The following is a 13,007-nucleotide window of genomic DNA, read 5'->3' as shown; positions in this document are numbered from 1 at the left end:
GATTGACGTTGAACAACCTGTCCAGTCTACCGAGGTTCCACCACAACCAAAGCCCCACACCACCTGAAAGTAACCAGAATGAATCGATCATCACAGTCGCAGGGCCACAAGGGCGCCCCCGTCACGGCCCCCGCCCCCGCGGCTCCCGTTGCAGCGTTGCGCCGCCGCTGGGGTGCCATGGACATCTCCCTGATCGCCGTGTTTGCCGCGCTGCTGGCCGCCTCGATTGCCGTCCCCGGCATCAACGTCGGGCCGCTGGGGGTGGCCATTACGCTGCAGACCCTGGTGGTGGTGCTGTGCGGGCTGGTGCTGGGCGTGGGGCGCGGCACGGCTGCCGTCGCCCTCTATGTCCTGTTGGGGTTGGTGGGCCTGCCCATCTTTAGCGGCTTCCGCGCCGGTCCGGCCGTCCTGGCCAGCCCGTCGGCCGGCTACATTGTGGGCTTCGCCTTCGGCGCCGCCCTGACCGGCCTGGTTGCCATCTGGGCCGTACGACGGCGGCACAAGGCGGCCGCCCTCTTCGCCGCGGCCATGGCCGGCACGGTGGTGATCCACGCCTTCGGCATCATTGGTTTTGTGCTCAAGGGCATGGCACTGCCCGCTGCAGTGGGGGCAGACCTGATCTACCTTCCGGGGGACATCATCAAGAATGTGGTGGCCGTGGCCATTGCCTTGAGCCTGCACCGCGCATTCCCGGACCTGTTGGTGCGCCGCCGCCGGTGAAATCCCCGTTTTGCATGTGGCCGGCCCAGGCGGGCGCGGCGTGAATTCAATCGTCCTCGAGTCCGCCGGCGTCGAAATTCCCCCGGTGGACGGAACAGGGACCGCTAAAACCATCCTGCGCCCCCTGTCCGTGACCCTCAACGAGCAGCGGATCGCCGTCATCGGGGCCAACGGCTCGGGCAAGTCCACCATGCTCCGTCTCCTCAACGGCCTGGTCCTTCCGTCCGCCGGCACCGTGCGCGTCAACGGGCTGGACACGCGCACCCACGGGGCGGCCGTGCGCCGCAGCGTGGGCTTCGTCTTCACGGACCCCTTGTCGCAGCTGGTCATGCCAACCCCCTTGGAGGATGTGGAACTGTCCCTCCGCCGGCTCAAGCTCTCCAAGAGGGAACGCCGGGACCGGGCCGAATCGATCCTGGCGGCCTATGGTCTGTCGCACCTGGCCGAGAGCAGTGTCTATGAACTTTCCGGCGGGGAGCGGCAGCTGACCGCCCTGGCGGCCGTGCTCGCCGTGGACCCGTCCATCCTGGTCCTCGACGAGCCGTCAACGCTGTTGGACCTGCGCAATACCAAGCTGCTGCATGAACGGCTGGCCGGGCTGCCGCAGCAAGTGGTCATGTCCACGCACGACCTTGACCTGGCGGCCGCGTGCGAACGGGGCCTGGTGATTGACGACGCCCGCATTGCCTTCGACGGCCCGGCCTCTGCCGCGGTGGACTGGTACCGGGAGTCGGTGGGCTGATGCGCGGCCATGCCCACCTGGTGGCCAGCTACATCGCCGGGAACTCGCCGTTCCATCGCATGGCACTGTGGCGCAAGGCTGTGCTGTTGCTGGCCGTGGCGGTCCTGTGCCTGGCATCCCCGGCCATTTCCGTGACGTTGGGTGTCATTATTACGACGGCGGTGCTTATCGCCGCGATAGCCGCGCACGGCGTCGCGGGGTTGCCGTGGGGCCGGTTGTGGCGCGCGGTTCGAATCATGGTGGTCTTCCTGGTTCTCATTGCGGCCTATCAATGGTGGCAGCACGGGCCGGCCACGGCCTGGCAGGTGGTGGCGGCCATCGTGGCCACGGTGCTTGCCTCCAACATCTTGACGGCCACCACACCGGTGGACGAATTGCTGGATGGCCTGGGCGCCGTGGTCCGCCCGCTGGAACGCTTTGGTGCCGACCCGGAGCGCTTTTCCCTGACCGTGGCCCTGATGCTCCGGAGCATTCCCTTCGTGATTGGCGCATTCAGCGACGTGCGCGACGCCGCCCGTGCCCGCGGGCTGGAGCGAAACCTCATGGCCCGCTCGCTGCCCGTGGTCATTGCCACGGTGGGTTATGCCCGGGCCACGGGCGAGGCCCTGGCGGCACGCGGCCTCGGCGATCCCGAACTCCCCGGCGAGCAGTAAGCAAAAGCTGAACAGGCTCCTGCCGCGTGTCCGAGAACCGCCCCGCCCCCCCGTCGAGGTTGGAGATAACCACCGCTCCGAGGCATTCCATAGGTGGTGATCTCGAACCTCAACGGTACGGCAGGTGGTGATCTCCAACCTCAACGAGGCGGGGTGTGGCGGTGGAGGGGTGACGGGTTAGAGGGACTGCCAGCGGAACTGGGCCGACACGCCCATTCCCCCTGCGGCGCTGATCATGGCGACGGCGTCGAGTCCCTCAATGCCGCGGGCGGCAGCCTGGGCCAGCAGCCGCACCACCAGGACGGCACCGGATGCGCCATAGGGGTGGCCGAGGGCCAGTGCGCCGCCGTCGCGGTTCAGGCTGTCCGGGTCCAAGCCCAGCAGATCGGCCACGGCCAGCACTTGTGAGGCGAACGCCTCGTTGAACTCAACCAGACCCCGGCCAAGGGCCCCGGCGTCGAGCCCCGTCCGCTGCATGAGGATGCTTGTGGAGTGGGCCGCGCCCACGCCCATGAGTGCCGGCTCATTGCCTGCCGTTGCGGCGTCGACGAAAGTGAGGCCGTGGCTGGGGCGGGCGGCAAGGCTCCGCGCCAGCGTGACACTGGTGACGACGACGGCGGCCGCGCCGTCGCTGTAGGGGCAGGAATTGCCGGCCGTCACCGTGCCGCCGTCCACGAAGGCGGCGGGAAATCTGGCCAGCAGCTTCTCCGTCAGTTTCGGCCTCGGGCCCTGGTCGGCGGCCAGGCCGGTCAGGGGGAGCAGTTCGGCGTCGAATTCCCCTGCCGCAGCGGCTGCGACGGCACGCCGGTGGCTTTGCAGGGCGTAGGCGTCCTGCCGTTCGCGCGTGATGCCGTAGGCGGTGGCGACGTTCTCGGCTGCCACTCCGGCATCGGGGTCTCCCCCGCCGCCGTTTATCGTGTCGAGGGGCGCGAACTGGGCGCGTGCAATGAAGTCCAGGGTCCCGTCCGGGCGGCGATTTGCCCGGGCAGGGGCCGTGCTGATGCTTTCCACCCCGCCGGCCAGGTATGCCTGGCCCGCACCCGACTGGACCAGGCGGCAGGCCAGGACAATGGCTTCCAGCCCCGAGGCGCACTGCCTGTCCACGGTCAGGCCCGGCACCACGTCGGGGAAACCGGCCGTCAGGGCGGCGAGGCGGGCCACATTGCCGCCGCCGCCCGTTGCGTTTCCGAGGATCACGTCGTTGAGGGCACCCGGGTCGATGCCGGCTGCAGCGACGGCCGCGCGCATCACCGGCGCGGCAAGATCGTGCGCCGGAATGTGGCGGTACGCACCGCCCGCCTTGGCCGTGGGAAGGCGCTTGGCGGCAAGGACGACGGCGGTCCTGTCCGGGTCCGTCACGTTACTGAATCCGCTGTGCACGGGCGTCACCTTTCACAATCCATTCGGCCAGCAGGGCCCGGCTGACCTTTCCGGCGCCGGTGGCCGGGTTCGCCGCAAGGGCGTAGTACCGGCTGGGACGCTGCTGGGACGGCAGGGCGGCGGAGCGCTTCCGGCAGGCGGCCAGGAGCGCAGCCAATTCCTCCGGCGGGCCCAGCAGGCCGGCCACCACACGCTGGCCGCGAACGGGGTCGGCAAGGCCCGTGACCACCACTGCGCCCTCCAAGCCGTCCCCTGTGAGTGACTGCTCCACCTGCTGCGGATAGACGTTGGCACCGCTGGTGACGATCATCTCCGACGCCCGGCCCGCCACGTGGAGCGCCCCGTCGCTGTCGAGCCAGCCTTGGTCCCTGACGGTGTGCCAGCCGTTGACGGTGGCGAGGGCCAGTCCGTCGTCGCCCCAGGCGTAGCCGTCACAAACATAGGGGCTGCGTACGCTGATGTCTCCCACTTCGCCTGTGGGCAGCTTTCGGCCGGCGGCGTCCAGAACAGCCAGTTCCACGCCGGGAAATGCTGTGCCGACCGGGCCCGTCCCCCTGCCGCCAAGAATTTCAGAGGCGGCCACAAATCCCAGTTCGGATGCACCGTAATACTGGTAAATGCGGGCTCGGGGGGCCCAGCGCCGGGCCAGGGCGAGCAGCCCGGGGGGCAGCGCGGAGCCGGCGCACACTATGGAAGTCACACCCGAGGGGCCCTGCCCGGTGGCCAGCCCGCGGGCGGCGATCAGTCCCAAAACGGTGGGGACCAGCACCAGCCGGGTCACGGCGCGGTCCCTGATGGAAGCGAGTGCCGCGTCCGGGGTGAAGCCCGGCAGTGCCACAAACGTGGACCCGCTAAACAGGCACTCGCCCAGGGCATAGAGGTTCATGCTGGCGGCCAGGGGGCCGGGCGCCAGCGTCACGTCTTCTTGGCCGACGCCGAAGTACTGCGTGCTGGCAAGAAACGACGCCCGCCAGGACTCCCGCGACCGCATGAATGCCTTGGGGACGCCGCTGGTCCCGGAGGAAAGGCCCAGCAGGAAAGTGGACGCCGGAATGTCAGCCGAACCGGCCCAGCTTCTGGCATGGTGGGTGATGGATTGGCGCAGTTCGGCCGGCCAGCCGGAATCGAGGACGGCGGCCACAGCCGATGCAGCCACTGCGGCGCAAAACTGGCCGGCAAGTGCCGTTCCCGTGGGCAGGTCCACCACGGCGAGTCGGCCGCCCGTGGCGGAGCACCGGCCCTGTGCTGCAGCAGCAGCGGCGGCGCCGAGCTGGGCATAGCTGAGGGTGTCCGTCCCGGTGACGACGGCGGCACGGCCCGGTTGTGTGGCGGCCCACTGGTGGACCCTGTCGATGAATGGCATTGCTTTCATCGTAAGGGACGAATGTCCTTGGAGCCCCTTGGCCGGGCGGCTACTGTAAAGCCATGACTTTCAACGAAGGCGCACGATTGGACCCGTCGCAGGTGGAGGACCGCCGGGGCGGAGGGGGAATGGGCCGCGGCGGCAAGATGGGGCTGGGCCTGGGCGGCGGCCTGGTGGTGCTCATCGGAGCCCTGCTCGGCATCAATCCCGATCTGCTGGCAGGCATGGTGGGCGACACCGGCCAGCCCCCTGCCGTTGAACAGACGGCCGGATCGGCCATCAGTTCCTGTGTCAGCGGCGCCGATGCGAATGCCCGGCTGGACTGCCGGATCCTCGGCACGGCCAATTCCCTCAACACCTTTTGGCCCGCCTACCTGGCCCCGTACAAGGTCAAGTACACGGTGCCCAAGACGGTCATCTTCAGCTCCAGCGTGAGTACGGCCTGCGGCCCGGCCAGCACCGACGTTGGGCCGTTCTACTGCCCCGGGGACAACAAGGCCTACTTTGACCCTGCGTTCTTTTCCCAGCTGGAGACACAGTTTGGTTCCTCCGGCGGGCCGCTGGCCCAGGAGTATGTGGTGGCCCATGAATTCGGCCACCACGTCCAGGACCTCCTTGGCACCATTGGCAAAGCCCAGCAGGATCCGCGCGGCGCCCAGTCGGCGTCAGTGCGCACCGAGCTGCAGGCGGACTGCTATGCCGGAATCTGGATGCGCCACGCCTCCACCCAGCCGGCTCCCGGCAGCAGCTCGCCGTTCCTGCGCCCGCTCAAGCAGCAGGACCTCAACGACGCCCTCTCCGCTGCATCCTCCGTGGGCGACGACAGGATCCAGCAGGCGGCCACGGGGCACAGCAACCCCGAAACGTGGACACACGGTTCCAGTGCCCAGCGCCAGCACTGGCTGTCCACCGGCTACCAGAGCGGGGACCTGGCCAGCTGCGACACGTTCTCCGTGCCCAAGGTGTAGCCACAGCAAAAACGCAGGAACCGCCGTCGAGCCTGGATATGCCAGGCCCGACGGCGGTTCCCTGTGTTGCGAACTAAATGTTGAAGCCGAGGGCCCGCATTTGGTCGCGGCCGTCGTCGGTGATCTGCTCGGGACCCCACGGCGGCATCCACACCCAGTTGATCCGCCATTCGTCCACGATGGGGCCAAGGCAGTTTTCGACCTGCTCTTCAATGACGTCCTGGAGAGGGCAGGCCGCTGTGGTCAGCGTCATGTCCAGCAGCAGGGCGCCGTCGTCGCCGTAGCGCAGGCCATAAAGGAGCCCGAGGTCGACGACGTTGACACCCAGTTCGGGGTCAATGACGTCCTTGAGCGCTTCCTCGACGTCCTCGAGGTCAGTCTGCGCAGTTGCCACGGGGGCACTTGTTTCGCTGATGTCAGTCATGATTCCTTCTTCGCTTTTCCTTCTGAAAAGTGCGGTGGCTAGGCCGTGGCCGGGGCTTGCGCCAGGTAGCGGTCGTAGCCTTCTTCTTCGAGTCGGTCGGCCAGTTCCGGGCCGCCCTGCTCGGCGATGTTGCCATCAACAAACACGTGGACAAAGTCAGGCTTGATGTAACGCAGGATCCGCGTGTAGTGGGTGATGAGGATGGTGCCGAGGCCGCCGGTCTCAATGGCACGGTTGACACCCTCGGAGACAACCTTCAGCGCATCGACGTCAAGGCCGGAATCGGTCTCGTCGAGAACAGCGAACTTGGGCTTGAGCAGTTCAAGCTGGAGGATCTCGTGGCGCTTCTTTTCACCACCGGAGAAGCCTTCATTGACGTTGCGCTCGGCGAATTCGGGCTCGATGCGCAGCTGGGACATGGCCGCCTTGACGTCCTTGGTCCAGGTGCGCAGCTTGGGTGCTTCGCCGTCGATGGCCGTCTTGGCCGTGCGGAGGAAGTTCGTCATGGTGACGCCCGGGATTTCCACGGGGTACTGCATGGCCAGGAACAGCCCGGCGCGGGCGCGCTGGTCCACGGTCATCGCGAGGACGTCTTCGCCGTCGAGCGTGATGGAACCGCTGTCCACGGTGTAACGCGGGTGGCCGGCAATGGTGGATGCCAGGGTGGACTTGCCGGAGCCGTTGGGTCCCATGATGGCGTGGGTCTCACCGGTTTTGATGGTCAGGCTGACGCCCTTGAGGATCGGCTTGACGCCCTGCTCAGTGACGATGCTGACGTGCAGGTCCTTGATTTCCAGAGTAGACATACTCTAATTTCTCCTAAGAATATTGGTGTGTGGTGCGCGGGAAGGGCGTTAGTTGTCGATGCTGACGCCGTTAAGAATGTTGGTGACGTCGACATAAACATCGCCGTCGTGGACTTCCAGGTTGAAGACGGGCACGGGCTCGAAGGCGGGCAGCGTCAGCGGTTCACCTGTTTTCAGGTCAAAGGAACTGCCGTGCGCCCAGCATTCGATGGTGCCGTCCTCCACGTCGCCCTCGCTCAATGAGATTTCCGCATGGGAGCACGTGTCGCCGATTGCGTGCAATACGCCGTACGAGTCCCTGACAATGGCAATGGGAAAGTCATCCACCTCCACCAGGAGGGAAGACTTTACCTCAACGTCGCTGTCCTGGCAGACGACGACGCCGGCGGGCGTGGAGGAATCGCTCATTACGCCGTTGCCGCCAATTCCCGTTCCACGGCATCGCGCATGCGCTCCTCAAGGGCGGGAACCTTGATGTGCTGGATGACCTCGTTGAGGAAGCCGCGCACCACCAGTCGGCGGGCCACATCTTCCGGGATGCCGCGGGCCTGCAGGTAGAACAGCTGCTCGTCGTCAAAGCGTCCGGTGGCACTTGCGTGTCCGGCGCCCTCGATGAGGCCCGTTTCAATTTCCAGGTTCGGCACGGAGTCGGCGCGGGCACCCTGGGTCAGGATCAGGTTCCGGTTCATCTCGTAGGTGTCGGTGCCCTCGGCTTCCTTGCGGATCAGCACGTCACCGATCCAGACCGCGTGCGCACCCTCGCCCTGCAGTGCGCCCTTGTAGGTGACCCGTGACTTGCAGTTGTTGGTGGAGTGGTCCACGAACAGGCGCTGTTCCAGGTGCTGCCCGGCGTCGGCGAAGTACAGGCCGTACATTTCCACTTCGCTGCCGGTGCCGGCGTAGCGGGCCGACGGCGTGGTCCGGAGCAGGCTGCCGCCGAGGTTGATGACCACGTGCTTGACCTTTGCGTCGCGGCCCACCTTGATGTGCTGCGCGCTGGCGTGGACGGTGTCGTCATTCCAGTCCTGGATGCTGACAACGGTGAGGTTGGCACCGTCCTCGACCAGGATTTCGACGTTCTCGCTCAGGACCGCGGTGCCACGGTGGTCCAGGACCACCACGCCGGAGGCGAACTTCTTGGCGTGGACGAAGATGTGTGCGGCGGCCGGGGTCACGCCGGCGCCGGTCAGCGTCAGCGTGGTGACGTCCTCCACGGTGCCCTGGTATTCGGCGGGCAGGGTGACGACTGTCGCCTCCTTAAAGTTCTCCCAGGCGGCGGCAGCCACACGGTCCTCGGGAATTCCCGCGGTGCCGATGCGGGCGTCGTCGCGGCCCACGGTCTCCACCGTGACGGCGTCGGGCTTGGTGACCTCGACAGCAGGTGCGTCGCCGTCGAGCCCCTGGCCCTTGACACCCACACGGTCCAGGCCGCGGAGGCGCTTGAGCGGGGTGAAGCGCCAGTCCTCCTCGCGGCCGGTGATCAGGGGGAAGTCGGCCAGCTTGTAGGAGGTGAGGCGGCCGGCACGTGAGCTGTCGGGGATGCCGACGCCGCCGCCGTGGCTGTCGCCGTGCGAATGCGCGTTGGCAGCTGAGCCTCCCAGGGGACCTGAGGCAGGGTTGATCTCGGAAAGCTGCTCGCCTTCCTCCGTCATGCCCTTGATGAAGCCCTGCGACCAGACCTGTCCGTCCGGGGCGTCCATTACTTTTTCTTCGGTGAGCTCGGTCATTTAGCCGACGGCCCCTTCCATCTGCAGTTCGATCAGGCGGTTCAGTTCAAGCGCATATTCCATGGGCAGTTCCTTCGCGATGGGCTCGATGAAGCCGCGCACGATCATGGCCATGGCCTCGTCCTCGGGCATGCCGCGGGACTGCAGGTAGAACAGCTGCTCTGCGCTGACCTTGGACACCGTTGCCTCGTGACCCATGGAGACATCGTCTTCGCGGACGTCAACGTACGGGTACGTGTCGGAACGCGAGATGTTGTCAACCAGCAGTGCGTCACAGCGCACGGTGTTGGCGGAGTGGTTGGCGCCTTCACGGATCTGGACCAGGCCGCGGTAGGCCGACCGGCCGCCGCCGCGCGCAACCGACTTGGAGATGATCGAAGACTGCGTGTTCGGTGCGATGTGGACCATCTTGGACCCGGTGTCCTGGTGCTGGCCCTCGCCGGCAAAGGCAACGGAGAGGGTCTCGCCCTTGGCGTGCTCGCCCACGAGGTAGACGGCCGGGTACTTCATGGTGACCTTGGAGCCGATGTTGCCGTCCACCCATTCCATGGTGGCGCCCTCGTGTGCAATGGCGCGCTTGGTCACCAGGTTGTACACGTTGTTGGACCAGTTCTGGATGGTGGTGTAGCGGACGCGGGCGTTCTTCTTCACCACAATTTCGACGACGGCGGAGTGCAGCGAGTCCGAGGTGTAGATCGGGGCCGTGCAGCCTTCAATGTAGTGGACGTAGCTGCCTTCGTCGGCGATGATGAGCGTGCGCTCAAACTGGCCCATGTTTTCGGTGTTGATCCGGAAGTAGGCCTGCAGCGGAATCTCCACGTGGACGCCCGGGGGCACGTAGACGAAGGACCCGCCGGACCAGGCTGCCGTGTTCAGCGAGGCGAACTTGTTGTCGCCGACGGGGATCATGGTGCCGAAGTATTCCTGGAAGATTTCCGGGTGTTCGCGCAGGCCCGTGTCGGTGTCGGTGAAGATGACGCCCTGTGCTTCCAGGTCCTCGCGGATCTGGTGGTACACCACCTCGGATTCGTACTGGGCCGTGACGCCGCCCACCAGGCGGCTGCGCTCGGCCTCGGGGATGCCGATCCGCTCGTAGGTGTTGCGGATGTCTTCGGGGAGGTCCTCCCACGTCTGCGCCTGCTCCTCCGTGGACCGGACAAAGTACTTGATGTTGTCAAAATCGATGCCGGAGAGGTCTGCACCCCAGGTGGGCATGGGCTTGCGGTCAAAGTACTTCAGGCCCTTGAGGCGCATGTCCAGCATCCACTGGGGCTCGCCCTTCTTGGCGGAGATGTCGCGGACCACCTCTTCATTGATGCCGCGCCGGGCGTTGGCGCTGGCCTCGTTTTTGTCCGACCAGCCAAAGGCGTAGTTGCCCAGTCCCTCCAGCTCCGGGTTTCTTTCGAGGATGTCGTGGTTGGTGGAGTCTTCGACCGCACCATTCGCGCGTACGTCCTGCGCTAATTGATCCGTCATCACGGCCTTTCTTGCTGATGGTTGGAAATATTCTGCGACGGGCGCGCCATGGCCGCAGGAACGCTGACGCGCTTGCGGACCACCGCCCGGCCCGTTGGTACATGGGTGGTGCACACGTGCCCGCCACTTGCCATGGTGGAGAGCCTGCGGACGTCGACGCCCAGGAGGCGGGAAAAAACTTCAGTCTCGGCGTCGCAAAATTGGGGAAAGGTGGTGGCCAGCGCCTGGATGGGGCAGTGACCCTGGCACAGCTGCTCGGCAGCCATGGCCGAATGCGGGTTCAGCGAGTTGGACGTGGCCACAAAGCGGTCCTCGTTCAAGGCTGCGGCGAGGGCCCGGGAACGGGCGGCCACGTCGGGGCCGGCGGCGTCCACCAGGGGCTGGTACTTGGCCTCCATCTTGGCAAAGCGGCGTTCGGCAAAATCCACCACGCCTTGTTCACCGTGGCTGCCGGCAATCTCGGCCAGTGCCAGGCGGGCTATTTCCAGGTAGTCGTCGCCGATTTCAGCCTGCCCCTGCTTGGACACCACATAGCGGCGTGCGGGGCGGCCGGCCCCGCTGGTGGCATTGCTGATGAGCTTGACTTCAATGACGCCCTGTTTGGACAGCGTGTCCAGGTGCCGGCGGACCGCTGCCGGGGTAAGGCTGAGCATCTTCCCCATTTGCGCCGCGCTGACGGGCCCGTGCTCCAAAACCGCTGTCAGGACCCGGTCGCGGGTGCGTTCATCCGGTTCCAGGCCGGCAACGTGCCCCAGTTCGACTTGCGTCATGCTCGACACCTCCGCCACATGGATAAAAACCACAACAATAAACAACACAAGTATGTCGTAATTCGGCCGTCCGTACCAGTAAGGTGAGCCTACCCACGCGGCGGGGGCCGGCGGCCGGGCGCCGGGCCATGCATTCCCTCATACTACGTAACGTAGAATAGTGGGCGTGACATTGTCTCCCTCCCCCTCCCTGGACGCCGCCCTGGTCATTTCCGGGCTCGTCAAGGATGTTGGTCCCGTACCGGCGCTTGACGGCCGGATGAAGCGGATTGTCTCCAACATCAGCCTCACGGCACATTTTGGCCAGGTCACCGCGCTGCTGGGCGCCAACGGTGCCGGCAAGACCACCACCATCGAGTGCGCGCAGGGATTACAGCGACGCAACGGCGGCACCGTTTCCCTCCTGGGGCAGGACCCTGAAACGGCCGACGCCGAACTCCGCTCACGCGTGGGTGTCATGTTGCAGGATGGGGGGCTTCCGCCGGCGGCCCGCCCCGTGGCCCTGCTGCGACACGTTGCCGGGCTCTACAGGAACCCGCTGAGCGTCGACGCCCTGGTTGACCGGCTTGGCATCGCTGAATTTTCCAGCACCAACATCCGCCGGCTGTCCGGGGGGCAAAAGCAGCGCGTGGCCCTGGCCGCCAGCCTCCTGGGAAACCCTGAAGTCCTTTTCCTGGACGAGCCCAGCGCAGGCCTGGACCCGCAGTCGCGCATCATGGTCTTCGAGCTGATCCGTGAACTGCGCGACGCCGGCAAGGCCATTGTCCTGACCACGCACCTTCTGGATGACGCCCAGCGCCTGGCCGACTACGTGTACATCGTCAACCACGGGGAGTCGGTCACCGAGGGCACGGTGCCGGACTTGCTGAACGCCTCCACGGCCGCTCAGACGCAGCGCACCATGACCTTCGACGCCCCGCCCGGGCTGGACACGACGGCGCTGCACCGCCCCGGCCTGGCCTGTGAGGAAACCCGCCCGGGCAGCTACCGGATCCTCGGTTCCCTCGAACCCGGGGACCTGGGGCGCTTTGGGCAATGGTGCGCGTCCTTGTCCCTCATGCCGACGTCGGTCCACCTTGCCTCCCAGTCGCTCGAGGACGTGTTCCTGGCCATCGCGGCATCCTTCGAACCCGCCCCGAAAACGCCAGTCCCAGCCCCGCACCAGGCGCAAGTCCCTGCAGCCGAAACGGAGACCCCATGAGCAGCCTCTTCACCGACGTTCCGCCCGCCGGTGCCGCATCCCTGGCCAGGCGCGTCCTCAACCACGGCAGGTATGAGGCCGCGACCATGCTGCGCAACGGCGAACAGCTGGTGCTCATGATTGTCATGCCGCTGCTGGGGCTGATCGCGCTGGCCGTGACGCCCATCCTTGACGGCATGGGCCACTCCCGGGTTGACATGGCAACCCCGGGCATCCTGGCCCTGTGTGCACTGTCGACGGCGTTCACCGGCCAGGGCATTGCCACCGGCTTCGACCGCCGGTACGGGGTGCTGCGCTTCCTGTCCACCACTCCCCTGGGCAAGGGCGGCCTCATCGCGGGCAAGGTGATTGCCGTGCTGGTGGCGCTGGCCATCCAGGTGGCCATTATTTCCACCGTCGCCGCGTTCATGGGCTGGCGCCCCTCCCCGGGCGGGGTGCTGCTGGGGATCCCGCTGCTGGTCCTGGGTGCCGCCGCCTTTACGGCCCTGGGCCTGCTCATTGCCGGCACCGTCCGCCCGGAGGCGACGCTGGCCATCACCAACCTGGGCTGGATCCTGCTGGCCGCCATGGGCGGCATTGTGCTGCCGGCCGCCAAATTCTCCGACACCATGGCCGGGATTGTCGACTGGCTGCCCTCGGGTGCGCTGGGCACTCTGATGCGGGCGTCGCTGATCGATGGCCGGCTCGATATTTTTGCCTTGGTCATCCTGCTTGCCTGGACCGCTGCCGGCTCGGTGGCGGCCATCAAATGGTTCAAATGGAACTGAAAGACGTGAA

The 13,007-nt window shown here is 66.4% G+C and carries 14 protein-coding genes; 6 read left to right on the top strand and 8 right to left on the bottom strand.

The annotated features are described in order from the left end of the window. Positions 1-78 precede the first annotated feature (78 nt). The 3 genes from G6N77_RS03940 to G6N77_RS03930 are packed head-to-tail and all read left to right on the top strand — an operon-like array spanning position 79 to position 2,115. A complete protein-coding gene (locus G6N77_RS03940; protein ID WP_165180708.1) occupies positions 79-720 on the top strand; it encodes a biotin transporter BioY in 642 nt (213 codons plus the stop codon). A 40-nt stretch (positions 721-760) separates the two neighbouring features. Next, the gene (locus G6N77_RS03935; RefSeq protein WP_165180707.1) at positions 761-1,462 is read left to right on the top strand and encodes an energy-coupling factor ABC transporter ATP-binding protein; all 702 of its coding nucleotides are present in this window, start codon (positions 761-763) and stop codon (positions 1,460-1,462) included. Beyond that, positions 1,462-2,115, top strand: coding sequence for an energy-coupling factor transporter transmembrane component T family protein (locus G6N77_RS03930; protein ID WP_165180706.1), 654 nt, complete (start codon positions 1,462-1,464; stop codon positions 2,113-2,115). Before G6N77_RS03935 ends, G6N77_RS03930 begins: the two co-directional genes overlap by 1 nt. A gap of 177 nt (positions 2,116-2,292) precedes the next feature. On the opposite strand, the gene G6N77_RS03925 is transcribed toward G6N77_RS03930, so the two are convergent. Then, the gene (locus G6N77_RS03925; RefSeq protein ID WP_165180705.1) at positions 2,293-3,495 is read right to left on the bottom strand and encodes a thiolase family protein; all 1,203 of its coding nucleotides are present in this window, start codon (positions 3,493-3,495) and stop codon (positions 2,293-2,295) included. Continuing rightward, positions 3,476-4,867, bottom strand: a complete 1,392-nt coding sequence (locus G6N77_RS03920) for a class I adenylate-forming enzyme family protein (protein WP_240901664.1) — start codon at positions 4,865-4,867, stop codon at positions 3,476-3,478. The genes G6N77_RS03925 and G6N77_RS03920 overlap by 20 nt, the downstream gene beginning before the upstream one ends. A gap of 53 nt (positions 4,868-4,920) precedes the next feature. Between G6N77_RS03920 and ypfJ the strand changes: the two genes are divergently transcribed. Then, on the top strand, positions 4,921-5,826 hold the full coding sequence (ypfJ, locus tag G6N77_RS03915) for a KPN_02809 family neutral zinc metallopeptidase (RefSeq protein WP_165180704.1): 906 nt from the start codon (positions 4,921-4,923) through the stop codon (positions 5,824-5,826). Between the two features lie 73 nt (positions 5,827-5,899). On the opposite strand, the gene G6N77_RS03910 is transcribed toward ypfJ, so the two are convergent. The 6 genes from G6N77_RS03910 to G6N77_RS03885 are packed head-to-tail and all read right to left on the bottom strand — an operon-like array spanning position 5,900 to position 11,029. Beyond that, positions 5,900-6,250 (bottom strand): metal-sulfur cluster assembly factor, encoded by a 351-nt coding sequence (locus G6N77_RS03910; protein ID WP_165180703.1) that lies wholly within the window; start codon positions 6,248-6,250, stop codon positions 5,900-5,902. A gap of 38 nt (positions 6,251-6,288) precedes the next feature. Further along, positions 6,289-7,056, bottom strand: coding sequence for a Fe-S cluster assembly ATPase SufC (gene sufC, locus G6N77_RS03905; RefSeq protein ID WP_165180702.1), 768 nt, complete (start codon positions 7,054-7,056; stop codon positions 6,289-6,291). Between the two features lie 48 nt (positions 7,057-7,104). Beyond that, the gene (locus G6N77_RS03900; protein ID WP_165180701.1) at positions 7,105-7,464 is read right to left on the bottom strand and encodes a non-heme iron oxygenase ferredoxin subunit; all 360 of its coding nucleotides are present in this window, start codon (positions 7,462-7,464) and stop codon (positions 7,105-7,107) included. Further along, complete coding sequence (gene sufD, locus G6N77_RS03895) at positions 7,464-8,783, bottom strand: Fe-S cluster assembly protein SufD (protein WP_165180700.1); 1,320 nt, start codon at positions 8,781-8,783, stop codon at positions 7,464-7,466. Before sufD ends, G6N77_RS03900 begins: the two co-directional genes overlap by 1 nt. Continuing rightward, a complete protein-coding gene (sufB, locus tag G6N77_RS03890) occupies positions 8,784-10,259 on the bottom strand; it encodes a Fe-S cluster assembly protein SufB (protein WP_165180699.1) in 1,476 nt (491 codons plus the stop codon). Then, positions 10,259-11,029: a helix-turn-helix transcriptional regulator gene (locus G6N77_RS03885; RefSeq protein ID WP_165180698.1), complete on the bottom strand. Its 771-nt coding sequence runs from the start codon at positions 11,027-11,029 to the stop codon at positions 10,259-10,261. Before G6N77_RS03885 ends, sufB begins: the two co-directional genes overlap by 1 nt. A gap of 259 nt (positions 11,030-11,288) precedes the next feature. Between G6N77_RS03885 and G6N77_RS03880 the strand changes: the two genes are divergently transcribed. Both G6N77_RS03880 and G6N77_RS03875 read left to right on the top strand, forming a co-directional pair. Then, a complete protein-coding gene (locus G6N77_RS03880; protein WP_165180788.1) occupies positions 11,289-12,230 on the top strand; it encodes an ABC transporter ATP-binding protein in 942 nt (313 codons plus the stop codon). Then, entirely contained in the window at positions 12,227-12,997 is a 771-nt protein-coding gene (locus G6N77_RS03875; protein ID WP_165180697.1) for an ABC transporter permease, read from the top strand. Before G6N77_RS03880 ends, G6N77_RS03875 begins: the two co-directional genes overlap by 4 nt. Positions 12,998-13,007 lie beyond the last annotated feature (10 nt).

It is taken from the genome of Arthrobacter silviterrae (assembly GCF_011045165.1).
In the GTDB taxonomy this organism is placed as follows: Bacteria; Actinomycetota; Actinomycetes; order Actinomycetales; family Micrococcaceae; genus Specibacter; species Specibacter silviterrae.
Note: the sequence above shows the minus strand (reverse complement) of the source record. Positions and strands in the feature narration are given on the sequence as shown.